Origin of the sequence: Streptomyces sp. NPDC052101, assembly GCF_040680235.1 — a bacterium.
Taxonomy (GTDB): domain Bacteria; phylum Actinomycetota; class Actinomycetes; order Streptomycetales; family Streptomycetaceae; genus Streptomyces.
The window spans coordinates 62,118-77,139 of sequence record NZ_JBFAWH010000007.1 but is presented as its reverse complement, the minus strand read 5'-3'; the positions used below and the strand labels follow the sequence as shown (position 1 = coordinate 77,139).

At 72.4% G+C, this 15,022-nt stretch carries 11 protein-coding genes; 7 read left to right on the top strand and 4 right to left on the bottom strand.

What is annotated here, in order from left to right; all coding sequences use genetic code 11:
* Window positions 1–15: 15 nt before the first annotated feature.
* The 3 genes from AB0L75_RS15160 to AB0L75_RS15150 all read left to right on the top strand — a co-directional run bounded on the left by AB0L75_RS15160 (window position 16) and on the right by AB0L75_RS15150 (window position 2,497).
* Window positions 16–1,446, top strand: coding sequence for an FAD-dependent oxidoreductase (locus tag AB0L75_RS15160; RefSeq protein ID WP_365180809.1), 1,431 nt, complete (start codon window positions 16–18; stop codon window positions 1,444–1,446).
* A 155-nt stretch (window positions 1,447–1,601) separates the two neighbouring features.
* A complete protein-coding gene (locus AB0L75_RS15155) occupies window positions 1,602–1,901 on the top strand; it encodes a hypothetical protein (protein ID WP_365180806.1) in 300 nt (99 codons plus the stop codon).
* Window positions 1,902–2,050: 149 nt separating this feature from the next.
* Entirely contained in the window at window positions 2,051–2,497 is a 447-nt protein-coding gene (locus AB0L75_RS15150) for a hypothetical protein (RefSeq protein WP_365180803.1), read from the top strand.
* Here AB0L75_RS15150 and AB0L75_RS15145 read toward each other — a convergent pair.
* Window positions 2,494–3,228: a phosphatase PAP2 family protein gene (locus AB0L75_RS15145; protein WP_365180799.1), complete on the bottom strand. Its 735-nt coding sequence runs from the start codon at window positions 3,226–3,228 to the stop codon at window positions 2,494–2,496. The genes AB0L75_RS15150 and AB0L75_RS15145 overlap by 4 nt on opposite strands.
* Window positions 3,229–3,638: 410 nt before the next feature.
* The gene (gabT, locus tag AB0L75_RS15140; protein ID WP_365180796.1) at window positions 3,639–4,973 is read right to left on the bottom strand and encodes a 4-aminobutyrate--2-oxoglutarate transaminase; all 1,335 of its coding nucleotides are present in this window, start codon (window positions 4,971–4,973) and stop codon (window positions 3,639–3,641) included.
* A gap of 313 nt (window positions 4,974–5,286) precedes the next feature.
* Here gabT and AB0L75_RS15135 point away from each other — a divergent pair, with 313 nt between their 5' ends.
* The 4 genes from AB0L75_RS15135 to AB0L75_RS15120 all read left to right on the top strand — a co-directional run bounded on the left by AB0L75_RS15135 (window position 5,287) and on the right by AB0L75_RS15120 (window position 12,701).
* Window positions 5,287–7,776, top strand: a complete 2,490-nt coding sequence (locus AB0L75_RS15135; RefSeq protein ID WP_365180794.1) for an ATP/GTP-binding protein — start codon at window positions 5,287–5,289, stop codon at window positions 7,774–7,776.
* 98 nt (window positions 7,777–7,874) lie between these two features.
* Window positions 7,875–9,530 (top strand): PucR family transcriptional regulator, encoded by a 1,656-nt coding sequence (locus AB0L75_RS15130; RefSeq protein ID WP_365180791.1) that lies wholly within the window; start codon window positions 7,875–7,877, stop codon window positions 9,528–9,530.
* 120 nt (window positions 9,531–9,650) lie between these two features.
* Complete coding sequence (locus AB0L75_RS15125; RefSeq protein WP_365180788.1) at window positions 9,651–11,099, top strand: aldehyde dehydrogenase family protein; 1,449 nt, start codon at window positions 9,651–9,653, stop codon at window positions 11,097–11,099.
* A 234-nt stretch (window positions 11,100–11,333) separates the two neighbouring features.
* Entirely contained in the window at window positions 11,334–12,701 is a 1,368-nt protein-coding gene (locus tag AB0L75_RS15120) for a S53 family peptidase (protein ID WP_365180785.1), read from the top strand.
* Between the two features lie 135 nt (window positions 12,702–12,836).
* Here the strand turns inward: AB0L75_RS15120 and AB0L75_RS15115 are convergent, their stop codons facing one another.
* Both AB0L75_RS15115 and AB0L75_RS15110 read right to left on the bottom strand, forming a co-directional pair.
* Complete coding sequence (locus AB0L75_RS15115; protein ID WP_365180782.1) at window positions 12,837–13,739, bottom strand: fibronectin type III-like domain-contianing protein; 903 nt, start codon at window positions 13,737–13,739, stop codon at window positions 12,837–12,839.
* 219 nt (window positions 13,740–13,958) lie between these two features.
* A complete protein-coding gene (locus AB0L75_RS15110) occupies window positions 13,959–14,972 on the bottom strand; it encodes a LacI family DNA-binding transcriptional regulator (RefSeq protein ID WP_365180779.1) in 1,014 nt (337 codons plus the stop codon).
* Window positions 14,973–15,022: the final 50 nt, after the last annotated feature.

The following is a 15,022-nucleotide window of genomic DNA, read 5'->3' as shown; positions in this document are numbered from 1 at the left end:
TAGGGAGTTGAAATCATGGCCCCAAGCGCCATGAGTCGTGGCAAAGACAACTGGATCGCCTCTCTCTCCGAAGCCCTGCCGGTCCCGTACTGGCTGGAAGACCCCGGCAAGCCGCCCGCCGAGCCCGCCCTCACCGGCACCGACACCTGCGACCTGCTGGTCGTCGGCGGCGGCTACAGCGGACTGTGGACCGCGCTCAACGCCAAGGAGCGCGACCCGCAGCGCGATGTGGTGCTGCTGGAAGGCCGCGAGGTGGGCTGGGCCGCCTCCGGCCGCAACGGCGGCTTCTGCGCCGCCTCCCTCACCCACGGCCTGCCCAACGGGCTGGCCCGCTGGCCGGGCGAGATCCACCGGCTGGAGGAGCTGGGCCGGCGCAACCTCGACGAGATCGAGGCCGCGGTCGCCCGGCACGGCATCGACTGCGACTTCGAGCGCACCGGCGAGATCGACGTCGCCACCGAGACCTACCAGGCCTGGGAACTGCGCGACTGGCACCGGGAGTTGGCGGAGCAGGGGCTCGCGGACGGCATCGAGTTCCTCGACGCCGACGCCGTGCGCGAGCAGGTGGCCTCGCCCACCTTCGAGGCGGGCCTGTGGGACCGCCGGGGCGTGGCCATGCTGCATCCCGCGAAGCTGGCCTGGGGCCTGAAGAAGGCGTGCATCAAGCTCGGCGTGCGGGTGTACGAGCACACGCCCGCGCTCACACTGAAGCACTACGGCGCGGGGGTGACCGTACGCACCCCGTACGGCGCGGTCCGCGCCCGCCGGGTCGCGCTCGGCACCAACATCTTCCCGAACCTGCTGCGCCGCGTGCGCTCCTACACCGTCCCGGTCTACGACTACGCGCTGATGACCGAGCCGCTCTCCGCAGGCAAGCTGGAGTCGATCGGCTGGAAGAACAGGCAGGGACTCGGCGACTCCGCCAACCAGTTCCACTACTTCCGCCTCTCCGCCGACAACCGGATCCTGTGGGGTGGCTACGACGCGATCCACCACTACGGCGGCCGGGTGCGTGCCGAGTACGACGACCGGCCGGAGACCTACGCCAAGCTCGCCGGGCACTTCTTCACCTGCTTCCCGCAGCTGGAGGGCGTCCGCTTCACGCACGCCTGGGGCGGCGCGATCGACACCTGCTCGCGCTTCTCGGCGTTCTTCGGCACCGCACACCAGGGGAAGGTCGCGTACGCGGCCGGCTACACCGGCCTAGGGGTGGGCGCGACCCGCTTCGGCGCGGACGTGATGCTCGACCTGCTGGACGGGGAGCGCACCGAGCGCACGGAGCTGGAGATGGTCCGCAAGAAGCCGCTGCCGTTTCCGCCCGAGCCGTTCGCCTGGACCGGGATCGCCCTCACCAAGTGGTCCCTGGCCCGCGCGGACGCGCATGGCGGCCGCCGCAATCTGTGGTTGCGGACGATGGACCGGCTGGGTCTGGGCTTCGACAGCTGATCCCTTCTGGTGGCTTTCGCGGCTTTTACCCGGTCCTTATGGCCGCGTCAAGCCACGAGTTTTCGGAGCATGACCTGGCTGCCGCATCCGGGCGTACTGGATGCACGGTCCTCACCGGGAGGCACCGGCTACCACCGGATCGGCAGGAGAAGGTCATGACCCGCATCACCCGCAAGCACGACGAACTCCGTCCCAAGCGCCGCCTGGCCCTGGCGACGGCGGTGGCCTCCGCCGTCGCCGTCGCCGCAGGTGTCATGCTCCCGGCCGCGGCCGCCTCGGCGGCACCGATGCACCAGGCGGCCGCCGTGACCGCGGCGCCCCGGCACGACCACCGCGACTACTGGGACCGCGACCACCGCAGGCACTACTACTGGGACTACGACAACCACCGGTACTACTACTGGGACCACCACCACTGCTACTACGTGTACTGGGACTCGGAGTACGACTGGTGATCCTGGTCGGCACCGTAGTGTGACCTAAGTCACTTCAACGGGGACGCGGAACCCGCGTAATGCCCCCGGAAGGCCTCCCTCTCTCCTCCCGACGCGACCGCGCAGAACGTGCGCACAACGGTCGGGCGACAGAAGAGGGAGGCCTTCTGATGACTGGGGCGAAGACGGCCGTCGAATGGCTGGCATCCGTCGCACCGGACCCCGAGGCCTGCCGCTGGGAATGGGAGCGCAACCTCCTGGGGATCGCGCTGCTGCCCGCCGGCAGGACCTGGGACGTACTGATCCTGCCCGGCGACCTCGGCTATCCCACCCTGGACGTGCTCACCCGGATCCTCGACCGGCCCGGCCCGGTACTCGTCGACTTCGGTGACAACCGGGTCGGGTTCTTCGTGCCGCCGGGCACCGCGGCCCGCTGGGTCGGCACCGGCATCCGCACCGCGGGCCCCGGCACCTGGATCGTCGTACCGCACCCGGGCCGGATGACCCGGGGGGTGCGCTGGCTGGTACCGCCGGACGGCTCGGGCACGCTGACCGACCCGGCGCTGCTGGAACTGGCGATGCACGAGGCGGCGGCCGGGCTGGCAGGGGGCGGCTAGCGTCGGGGGCCGGATGTCCCGACGGCATCACCCTGGTCGGCTCCGGCGGCAGCGGCACCGGGCAGTCGCCCGCCGCTCCGGGCTCTGCTCGAACGGGGAGTTCCGGAAAGGCTTCGACGCGTACCCCGGCCGACGACCAGGCCGAGGAGGGTCAGCAGCACGGTGCACAGACACCAGCTGGCCACCACGTCCAGCGGCCAGTGATAGCCGTGCCGGACCAGGCCGTACGACACCCCGAGGACCAGGGCCGCGGCCACGCCGGCCAGAGCGCGGCGGGCGGCCGGGGAGCGCAGCCAGGGGAGCAGGAGCAGGGTCGCGGAGCCGTACGCGACGGCGGCCGTGGCCGTGTGGCCGGAGGGGAAGTAGCCCACGGCCGGGGGCACCACGGGGGTCCCCGGCCGTGCGGTCCAGTCCTTGAGCGGTACGACGACCACCGGGACCAGCACCATCAGGAGGGCCGCGGCGAGCGGCGGCAGCCACCACCGTGGCGTACCGGTGCGACGGCCCCGCCACAGCACGTATCCGATGGCGAGCAGGAGGACCGGCAGGGCGACCTGGACGTTGCCGCCGTCGGAGAGGATCTCGGAGCACCGGTCCGGATGGACGAGGGCCCGGCTGAGGCGGGCGTCCAGGCGCAGCAGCGGGCCGTGGTCCACGACCTGCCAGGTGAGCAGGGCGAAGAGCACGGCCGGGAGGACGAGCAGAGGGGCGCGGCGGGAGGCGGTCGACACGGCGCCCAGCTTCGCAGGTTCTTCGGCCCGCGGGAGCCGGCGCGGCTGAGAAGGAGGTCGGCCGCCTCGGAACAGGGGGGGGTGGTTTCGAGGCGGCCGTCCGGATCGGAACGTCGCGCGCCCCGGGGGGTTTGGGGCGGCGACCGTCCGATCGGTGAGGAGATCCCGGAGCCGTCAGGCGCCGGTTGTGTGCGCGAGGGCACGACCAGGTCGAAGCTGGGGAGGCCTCGCCCTGAAATCGCCCACAGTCCCCTGTGGACGGGGTGTATCTCTCATCTGGGTAGAACCTACGGCAGCCCGGGGCGCTTGGGCAGACGGAATCGCGTCCCGTCATCCACCTCGCACACGTTCTTCACACGGCCTGCCGCAGGTGCCTTCAGAGGTACGGACCACTCGCCCGGATGAGTCGCTCAGATGGCCGAGAAGGCCTGCTCGATGATGTCGAGACCCTCATTGAGCAGGTCCTCGCCGATCACCAGCGGGGGCAGGAAGCGCAGCACGTTGCCGTAGGTGCCACAGGTCAGGACCAGCAGGCCCTCGGCGTGGCAGGCCTTGGCGAGCGCGCCGGTGGCCTCCGGGTTCGGCTCCTTGGTGGCGCGGTCCTTGACCAGCTCGATCGCGATCATCGCGCCGCGCCCACGCACATCACCGATGATGTCGAACTTCTCGGCCATGGCGGTGAGGCGACCCTTCATGATCTCCTCGATGCGCTGGGCCTTGCCGTTGAGGTCCAGCTCCTTCATGGTCTCGATGGAGCCGAGCGCACCGGCACACGCGACCGGGTTGCCGCCGTAGGTACCACCGAGGCCACCGGCGTGCGCGGCGTCCATGATCTCGGCGCGGCCGGTCACGGCGGCGAGCGGAAGCCCGCCGGCGATGCCCTTGGCGGTCGTGATGAGGTCCGGGACGATGCCCTCGTCCTCGCACGCGAACCACTGCCCGGTCCGGCAGAAGCCGCTCTGGATCTCATCGGCGACGAACACGATCCCGTTGTCCGCGGCGAACTGCCGGATCGCCGGGAGGAAGCCCTTCGCCGGCTCGATGAAGCCGCCCTCGCCGAGCACCGGCTCGATGATGATCGCGGCGATGTTGTCCGCACCGACCTGCTTGGACATCTGGTCGATGGCCTGCGCGGCGGCCTCGGGGCCGGCGTTCTCCGCGCCGGTCGGCCAGCGGTAGCCGTAGGCCACCGGCACCCGGTACACCTCGGGCGCGAACGGCCCGAAGCCGTGCTTGTACGGCATGTTCTTGGCGGTCAGCGCCATGGTGAGGTTGGTCCGGCCGTGGTACCCGTGGTCGAACACGACCACGGCCTGCCGCTTGGTGTAGGCACGCGCGATCTTGACGGCGTTCTCGACGGCCTCGGCGCCGGAGTTGAACAGCGCGGACTTCTTGGCGTGGTCGCCGGGGGTCAGCTCGGCCAGGGCCTCCGCGACCTCCACGTACCCCTCGTAAGGGGTGACCATGAAACAGGTGTGGGTGAAGTCGGCGAGCTGGGCGCTCGCCCGCCGTACGACGGCCTCGGCGGAGGCACCGACGGAGGTCACGGCGATACCGGACCCGAAGTCGATGAGCCGGTTGCCGTCGACGTCCTCGATGATCCCGCCACCCGCGCGGGCGGTGAAGACCGGCAGCACCGAGCCCACGCCCTGGGCGACCACGGCGGTACGGCGGGCCTGCAGCTCCTGCGACTTCGGGCCGGGGATGGCGGTGACGACGCGACGCTCCTGCGGAAGTGCGGTCATGAGGGCTCCTGACGATCTTGCGTACCGGGCGGTCTGATCTGGCGTCCCGGACGATTCCGGGCGGTGCGCTTTCGGCCGCTTACCTATCTTTCTTCGCAGGCTAGGGCCGGGGGTGGGGGGTGGGCATGCTCCATGTGGGCGTTGTCGGCGACAACGGTTGTCCGGAGTGGATATAGAGGAACCGGGAGGGCGACGCGTCGGCGTGCGCGCATCTCATCGTGCGCCTGGCCACGCAATCGCTGAACTCCCCTTGCGAGGGCATTAGATTGACTCGCTGACGGTGGACGGAACGGCTGGTCAGGGGGCAACGGCGATGGACAGCGACGGGACGCAGGACGCGCGGGGCACGCATGCTCACCCCGTGCCGCGCCCAGCGGAGCCGACGGACACGCCCGCGGCGCCCCGGAACGGGCCCGCGGCGCCGTACAACAGCGCGGCGACGCCGTACGAGGCGCCCGCCGTGCCGCCGCGGCCGACGCGGGCGCCTGGCATGCCGCCGCCGGCCGCACGGCCAGGGGTCGCCCCCCACCCGTCGCATCCCGGCGCGCCGGTCGCCGACTGGCTCGACCAGCCGCGCCCGGCCGTCGAGCCCGGTATCTGGCGCTACGGCTACAGCCCGCCCAAGGTGGCACGCCAGGGCCGGCGCCTGGCCCCCGTCACCATCGTCGGCTTCGTCGTCCCCCTGGTCGTGGGACTGCTTGTGTGGTCGCTGTGGCGGCACGGCAGCCTCCCCTACCAGTGGACCACCCTGAAGCTGCTCACGCCCGACGACTGGTGGTGGGCCGGTACCACGTCGCCGAAGGGCTACCAGGGTGCCGAGGTCAAGACGGTCGCCGACGGTGTGTTCTTCGCGATCCTCGTCTACGCCATGGCGCGCCTGGGCAGCTGGTACGACGTCGTCCGGCACTTCGTCACCCGACGCGAACAACCCGCTCGCGCCCTCACCGCCGCCCTCGGTGCGCTGATCGTGCTGGCCTTCGTCTTCCCGAGCTGGTTCGGCCTCGGCTGGGATGCCCTGCCCGTGCAGGATCCGTTGTTCTCCCTGATCGTCCTGCTCAACGGCGGCGACTACGGCGTGTTCGCGTCGAAACCGCTCACGGACGGGCTGTACGCGCTCATCACCCTGCTGGTGCTGTGGCCGTTCGCCCGCATCGGCGGCTGGTGGCCCCTGGCGAAGGAGACGCTCGCCGCGCGGGCGCGGGCCGGCACGGCCGAGGCCGGGCAACCGGCCGTCGACCGGCGGCCGTCGCAGTGGCCGGAACTGCGCGAGGCCGGTCAGCACCAGGCGGCGGACGTGCTCGCCGCCGAGGTGCACGCCGGCCGGATGAACGACGTGGACTGCGTCAGGGTCGGGCACATGTGGACCCTGGCGCGCGCCCGGGCCCGGGTCTCCTCCTTCACCGACACGGTGCTGCGCGAGGGCGGCGCCGCCTGGACCCACCCCTCCGGCACACGTGACCTGCCCGGCCGGGCCGCCCGGCACGATCTGCTCGCCGGGCAGGTACGCATCGGGCAGTGGGCGGCGGGGGACCGCACCCCGCTCGCCTACAGTGGCGCCGGGGCGGCTCTCGCCCCGGACACCCTGGGCACCTCGCTGCTGGCCGTCGGGCCCTCGGGCTCCGGCAAGACACGCCATCTGATCCGGCCCGTCGTCGAGTCGCTCGGCCTGCAGGCGCTGGCCGGACAGTGCGCCGTAGTCGCCGTGTGCGCGGCCGGCACCCCGCTCGGGCCCGACTCGGCCTACGACGTGGCCGTGCGCCTCGGCGACCCGGCGTCCGTGCATGACCTCGACCCGTACGCGGACACCGACGACCCTGACGAGGCGGCCGCTTTCCTGGCGGAGGGGCTGGTAGGTGACCTGGACATGGTGAGCGGTCAGCGGGCGGTCACCGCGCTCGCCCAGCTGCTCGGACCCTACCGGGCGGCCTATGGACGCTTCCCGGCCCTGCCCGTGCTGCGGGTACTGCTGGAGGGCGAGGCCTCGGCCCTGGCCGCGCTGAGCGGTGCGCTCACCGGGGAGGAGCACGCCGCCCAGCGCCGCGAACTCGACGCACGCGCCCGGCAGGCGGGTACTGCGGGCGATCCCGGGCCCGTCCTCGCCGACCGGCTCGCCGTGCTGGACCGGCCGGCGTTCGCCGAGTTCTTCGGCGGGGACGGCGGAAGCGCTCGGCCGTTCTCCCTGCGTGCCGTCGCCCACCATCCGCTGCGCGTCCGTATCGAGCTGCCCGACCGCGGACACGAAGAGGCGTCCCGCATCGTCACCCGGCTGCTGCTCGCCCAGTTCGCCGCCGTGGCGTCGGCGGACGAACGGGCCCACTTCGTCTGCCTCGTCCTGGACGACGCCACCGGCGCCGTGACGACGGAGTCCGTCCGGCGTATCCAGCGCCTGCGTTCCCGCAATGCGGGCGTGGTACTGGCGCTGCGTACGGTCGGTGACGTCCCCGAGGCGCTGCACGGGCCGCTGTACGCGGCTGTGGGCTGTCGTATGGCGTTCTCCGGGGTGACCACCTGGGACGGCGGCAGGTTCGCGGAGGCCTGGGGCACGCAGTGGGTGGAGACCCGGGACGTGGCCCGGCACACCGTCTTCGCGGACCAGCCGATGACCCGCGCGATCCACGCCCTGCGCAAGCTGGTGACCGGCAGGGCGGTGACGACGGAGGCCGTCACCGTGCGCCAGGTGGAGCGTGAGCGTTGGTCGGCCTCTGAGTTGGCTCATGGGGTGCCGGCCGGGCATGCGGTGTTGTCGTTGACGAGCGTGCGGGGGGAGCATGCGCCGCCGTTGCTGGTGGATCTGCGGGGGTGAGCGGCGGTGCGGGGACCGTACGGTGAGGCAGGATTGGGGTAGGCCGTTCATACGGTTCGGCCAAAAGATCACCCCGTCTCCCGCACCGTGAAGGCCCCATGCCCCCTACCCTCGCCTCGCTCGTCCACCACTCCGCGCTCAAGCTGACCGTGCGCGCGGGCGAGGATCGGCTCGACGTGCCCGTGCGCTGGGCCCATGTCAGTGAGCTGGCCGACCCCGTGCCGTACATGGAGGGCGGTGAGCTGCTGCTGATCACCGCGCTGAAGCTGGACGCGGAGGATCCCGAGGCCATGCGGCGGTATGTGAAACGGCTGGTCGGGGCGGGGGTGGTGGGGCTCGGGTTCGCCGTGGGGGTGAATTACGAGGAGATTCCCGAGGCACTGGTGGACGCCGCCAGGGAGGAGGGGCTGCCGCTGCTGGAGGTGCCCCGCCGCACCCCGTTCCTCGCCATCAGCAAGGCCGTCTCCGCCGCGATCGCCGCCGACCAGTACCGCGCCGTCACGGCAGGGTTCGCCGCACAGCGCGAGCTGACCAGGCAGGCGCTGAGCGCCGGACCCGAGGGGCTCCTCGGCGCGCTCGCCGCCCAGGTCGACGGGTGGGCCGCCCTGTACGACGCCTCGGGCGCCGTCGTCGCGGCCGCGCCCGAGTGGGCCGGCCGGCGCGCCGCCCGGCTCACCGCCGAGGTCGAACGGCTGCGGGAGCGGCCCGCCCCGGCCTCCGCCGTCGTCGGCGGGCCCGAGCATGAGGACCGGGTCGAGATGCACTCCCTCGGGACCGGCCGGCGGCCGCGCGCCGCGCTCGCCGTGGGAACCGCCGCCGCCCTCGGCACCGCCGAGCGGTACGCCGTGCACTCCGCCATCGCCCTGCTCACGCTCACCACCGAACGCTCCCGCTCCCTGCACGCGGCCGAACAGCGCCTCGGTACGGCGGTCCTGCGCATGCTGCTCGCCGGGGAGCCCGACCACGCCCGGGCGGTCGCCGGGGACCTGTACGGCGGGCTGCTCGACGCGCCGTTCCGGATGGTCGTCGCCGAGTCGGTGCCCGGATCCGCCGCCCGGGTGCACGCGGATGCCCACGGCCACGTCGCCAAGTCCGGGTCCGGGGGCGCCGCCCTCGCCGCCGACACCGGCGGTGATCCGCTCGGCGGGCTCGCGGAGGGGATGGAGGCGGCCGCCGCGCGTTCCGGGGAGGCCGTGCTGGTCGTGCCCGAGGGGGAGCGGCTGGTGGTGCTCGCCGCCGACGGGGGCGCGGCGGTGGCCGCCTGCATGCGGTACGCGGCGGCGCTGGAGGCGGCCCGTGCGGCGCCCGAGCAGGCCGGGGGAGAAGAGGAAGAGCTGGTCGTGGGGTTGTCCGCGCCGGCCGGGCCGATCGCCGCGGCGGCCGCCTACAAGCAGGCCGAGCAGGCGCTGTCCGTGGCGCGGCGGCGGGGCCGGGTGCTGGTGGAGCACGAGCAGCTGGCCGCGGGGTCGGTGCTGCCGTTGCTGGCCGACGACGCGGTGAAGGCGTTCGCCGACGGGCTGCTGCGGGCGCTGCACGAGCATGACGCGACGGGGCGGGGGGATCTGGTCGCCTCGCTGCGGGCGTGGCTGTCGCGGCACGGGCAGTGGGACGCGGCCGCGGCGGATCTCGGGGTGCACCGGCACACGCTGCGCTACCGGATGCGGCGGGTCGAGGAGATCCTGGGGCGGTCGCTGGACGATCCCGACGTACGCATGGAGCTGTGGCTCGCCCTGAAGGCGACCTCCAGCGAGTAGTCCAAACAGTAGTGTCCCGCGCCTCTACTGCTACGGGTCGGACAAGCGACCCCCGGGCGCCCCCGCCCTACCGTGGACCACGAAAGCCAAGTACACCCCCAAACGCGGAAGGGCCGGGACATGACTTCCACCCACGCCTTCTGGCTCGCCGGACGCCAGGTCACCGGCGAGGACACCTTCGACGTCACCTCCCCGTGGGACGGCCGGACCGTCGGCAAGGTCAGCGTGCCGACCGACGCCCAGGTCGAGGAGGCCGTGGCCGCCGCGTACGCCGTGCGGGACGAGTTCGCCGCCACCCCGGCGCATGTGCGCGCCGCCGCCCTCGACCACGTCAGCAAGCGACTGGTCGAGCGCACCGAGGAGATCGCCCGGCTGATCTCCGCCGAGAACGGCAAGCCGATCAAGTGGGCCCGGGGCGAAGTCGGGCGCGCCGTCTCGGTGTTCCGCTTCGCGGCCGAGGAGGCCCGGCGGTTCAACGGCGGCGAGGCCCAGCGGCTCGACACCGACCTCGGCGGTCAGGGGCGTCTCGCCCTGACCCGGCGCTTCCCGAAGGGCGTCGTGCTCGGCATCGCGCCGTTCAACTTCCCGCTGAACCTGTGCGCCCACAAGATCGCCCCGGCGATCGCGGCCGGCGCGCCGATCATCCTCAAGCCGGCGCCGGCCACCCCGCTCTCCGGCCTGATCATCGGCGACCTGCTCGCCGAGACCGAGGGCCTCCCGGCCGGCTCCTGGAGCATCCTGCCGGTCGCCAACGACAAGATGCCCGCCCTCGTCCAGGACGAGCGGCTGCCGGTCATCTCCTTCACCGGTTCCGAGAAGGTCGGTTACGCGATCATGGACTCGGTGCCGCGCAAGCACTGCACGCTGGAGCTGGGCGGCAACGGCGCGGCCGTGGTCCTCGGCGACTTCGCCTCCGACGCCGACCTGGACTGGGCCGCGACCCGCATCGCGACCTTCTCCAACTACCAGGGCGGCCAGTCCTGCATCTCCGTGCAGCGCGTGATCGCCGACGCCTCGGTGTACGACCGCCTGCTGCCGCGTATCGTCGCCGCCGTCGAGGCCCAGGTCACCGGTGACCCGACCGACGCCAAGACGGACGTCGGCCCGCTGGTCAGCGAGGACGCCGCGAGGCGCGTGGAGTCCTGGGTGAAGGAGGCGGTGGAGGCCGGCGCCACGCTGCTCACCGGCGGCGACCGCGACGGTGCCGCCTACGCGCCGACCGTCCTCACCGACGTACCGGCGGACACCACCATCGCCTGCGAGGAGGTCTTCGGGCCGGTCCTCACCGTGCAGAAGGTGGACGGGGAGGCGGAGGCCTTCGCCGCCGTCAACTCCTCCAAGTACGGCCTCCAGGCAGGCGTGTTCACCCACGACCTGCAGGTCGCCTTCCGCGCCCACCGCGCCCTGGAGGTCGGCGGCGTGGTGATCGGTGACGTCCCGTCCTACCGCGCCGACCAGATGCCGTACGGCGGCGCCAAGCAGTCCGGTGTGGGCCGCGAGGGCGTCAAGTTCGCGATGGACGACTACACATACGAGCGGGTGCTGGTCCTGACCGGCCTCGCGCTCTGACCTGCCACGGACAGGTCAGCCGGAGACGGCCGCAGCCCACTGTGCGGGGGCTGCGGCCGTTTTCCTGTGTTCTGCCCGTTTTCTGCTTCCTGGTAAAGGAATTGATATCGGCTGTTCAAGAGTCTTGCCCCGAGTCTTGTTCTGTCCATGTCTCACCCGATGAGATGCGCCTGACCACTTCGTCCGAGTCGGGTTCGTCCCGATCGGGACGGCACAGGACACTCAGGGGACCACATGCACATAGCCCGTTCCGGGCGCGGCGTCGCGGCGTCCGCCGCCACCGTCGCGCTCGTCGCCGCCGCACTGGCGGCCACCTCCCAGGCCGGCGCCACCACCGCCGCGCCCGCCGGCGTACCGCACACCAAGGCGATACCGGCCATCGCGGGGCACAACCTGGTCCATGGCGTGGCCAGCCCCCTCCCCATCGCGCAGTGCGAGTCCAAGTGGCACATCGCCTGCTACAACCCGCTGCAGTACCGCACCGCGTACAACCTGAACCCGCTGTACAAGAAGGGCATCACGGGCAAGGGCCGGACGATCGTCATCGTCGACTCCTTCGGCTCCCCGACCGTCCAGCACGATCTGGACGTCTACAGCAAGCAGTTCGGGCTGAAGAGCACCAAGGTCAACGTCGTCAAGTGGGGCAACGTCCCGCCCTTCGACCCCAAGAACTCCGACATGACCGGCTGGGCCGGCGAGACCACGCTGGACGTCGAGATGGCGCACGCCGTCGCGCCGGACGCCAAGATCGTGCTGGTGGAGACGGCGGTCGCGGAGACCGAGGGCACCACCGGTCTGCCGGAGATGATGTCCGCCGAGAAGTCCATGATCGACCACGGGGTCGGCGACGTCATCAGCCAGAGCTTCGGCGCCACCGAGAACACCTTCCCGGGCTTCGACAAGGGCGACTTCTCCAGCATCAAGAAGCTGCGGTACGCCTTCGAGGACGCCAAGCGCAAGCACGTGACCGTCCTCGCCTCCTCCGGTGACGGCGGCGCCACCGACGCCATGGCGGACGGCAAGACGTTCTACAAGTACCGCGTCAACTCCTGGCCGTCCTCCGACCCGTTGGTCACCTCCATCGGCGGCACCCAGCTGCACCTGAACGACAAGGGCGACCGCGTCAAGCCGGACAGCGTCTACAACGACAACGGCGCGGGCGGCGGCGGCCAGTCCCACGTGTTCACCCGCCCGTCCTTCCAGGACAGCGTGAAGAACGCCGTCGGCACCCGCCGCGGCACCCCGGACATCTCGATGGCCGCCGCGGTCAACGGCGGTGCCTGGGTGTACGGCAGCTACGACCCGACCGCCACCGGCTGGGACGTCTCCGGCGGCACCAGCGAGGCCAGCCCGCTCTTCTCGGGCATCGTGGCCCTCGCCGACCAGGCGGCCGGCCACCGCGTGGGCGACATCAACGCGGCCCTCTACACCCTCCTGAAGCAGAAGAACCCGGGCATCGTCGACGTCAACGACGGCACGGACAACAGCTACCAGGGTGTCAACGGCTACAAGGCCGTGAACGGCTACGACATGGCCACGGGCGTGGGCACGCTGGACGCCCTGCGCTTCGTGCCGGCCCTCGCCAAGGCGAGCCGGGGCTGACCTGCACCACAGCGCACACCGAACGGCCCGGGTCCCCGACCCGGGCCGTTTCGCATGTCCCGCCATGGAGGAGGGGCCCGGCACCGCAGCCTTCCGGTGCCGGGCCCCTCCCCGTCGTCGGACTCCCGCGGACCCTCAACCGGGGAGGCCGACGTGCGCGAGCCGCAGCGGGCCGCGCAGCCTGAGGCGGACGTCGTGCACACCGGCGGCGGCGAAGCCGGCGGCCAGGGTGGTGCAGGCGTAGACGTCGGCGGTGGGGGCGGCCGGGGTCAGCGTGGCCAGCACGGGGCCGCCGTCCAGGGACAGTTCCAGTACGCCCGCGCCCGCCACCTGTGCCGTCACCTCGCGCACGCCCGTACCGAAGTCGCAGGAGCGGTGGACCAGTTCGGCCGTCCCGTCGTGCGCCGGCGTCACCGCGTCGCCCGCCGTCCGCGTCCGGTCCACGATCGCGACGCCGGACCGCTCGTCGAAGTCGGCTCCCTCCAGACCGCGTCGGGTCACCGGGCGCGGGGCCGGGGCCGTGCCGTCGAGGTGCACGATCGTGCGCAGCCGGATGTCCTCGCTGGACGCGCCGACCAGCAGGTCGTACGGCCCTTCCTCCAGCTGCCGGCCGCCCCGCGCCACGTCCCAGAACTCCAGGGCGGTCAGCGGGATGTCGAAGGCGACGCGGGCCGGCTCGCCGGGGGCGAGGGCCAGCCGGCGGTGGGCGAGGAGTTCGCGGCGCGGGCGCGGCACCGACGGGTCCGCCGCCCGCCCGTAGAGCTGCACCACCTCGTCCGCCGACCGGTCTCCGGTGTTCGTGACCGTGCACGAGACATGCGCCGTGCCGCCCTCGACGCGCGCCCCCGGCAGCCCCTCCAGCACCGGGCCGCCGAGCCGGGCGCGCACCCGGACCGCGTCCGCACCCCACGGCTCGATCCGCACCGTCTCCTGACGCCCCCTCCACTCCAGCACCCCGTCCCGCTCACGGAAGGTGCCGACAGTGGGGGAGGACTGGGCGAGAGAGACCTTGGGCCGCGTGACGGCGGGCTGATTCACGGCGTGCTCCTGAAGTGAGGAGTGCAGACAGGGAAGCAGGCAGGGGGCGCGCCGGGGCGGGGCGTGAGGGTGGCCCAGGGAAGGGGAACAACGGCGGCCCCCGGGGCGTGACCGGCGGGTGCCGGGAGGGCTCGGTCGGCGGGGCCGGGAGGCGAGGTCGGCGAGGTCGGCAGGGTGTGAGCGGTGGGGTCCGGGGTCCGGCCGGTGGCTGCAGGGGTGTCAGGGCGCGGTCGGTGCCGGGCCCGAACTCGCGCGTACGGTCAGCTCGGGGGGGAGCAGGACGACCTCGTCGCCGCCGCGGCCGTCCAGCTTGGCCACCAGGTGCTCGACCGCGCTCCGGCCCATCTCCTGTGCCGGGATGGCGACCGAGGTCAGCCGCACCGAGGCCTGGACGGCGACCTGGTCCGGGCAGATCGCGACCACCGACACGTCCTCCGGCACGGCCCGGCCCTGCTGGCGCAGCAGCGCGAGCAGCGGCTCCACCGCCGACTCGTTCTGCACCACGAAACCGGTCGTCGCCGGGCGCTCGTCGAAGATCCGGGCCAGGGTGAGGGCCATCGCGTCGTACCCGCCCTCGCACGGGCGGTGCAGGACGCGGACACCCGCCTCACTGGTCCGGGAGCGCAGCCCGTCCAGGGTGCGCTCGGCGAACCCGGTGTGCCGCTCGTAGACCGCCGGGGCCTCGCCGATGACGGCGATGTCGCGGTGGCCGAGCCCCGCCAGATGCTCCACACACAGCGCGCCGGTCGCCGTCCAGTCCAGGTCCACGCAGGTCAGACCCGCTGAGTCGGCCGGCAGGCCGATCAGTACCGAGGGCTGGTCGGTATCCCGCAGCAGCGGCAGCCGCTCGTCCTCCAGCTCGACGTCCATCAGGATCATGGCGTCGGCGAGACCGCTGCCGGTCACCCGGCGCACGGCGTCGGGCCCCTCCTCTCCGGTGAGCAGCAGGACGTCGTAGCCATGCGTGCGGGCCGTGGTGGCGACCGCGATGGCGATCTCCATCATCACCGGCACATACATGTCGGTGCGCAGCGGGATCATCAGCGCGATGATGTTCGAGCGCTTGCCGGCCAGGGCGCGGGCGCCGGCGTTCGGGTGGTAGCCCAGCTCCCGGATGCTCTGCTCGACCCGCTGCCGGGTGGTCGCGGAGATGGACCGCTTGCCGCTGAGGACATAGCTCACCGTGCTCGCCGAGACTCCGGCGTGCTGGGCGACCTCGGCGAGGGTGACCATCCGTGCTCCAAGCTTTGTGAAGCGCTTCGACAATGGGCGCTGTGGATGTA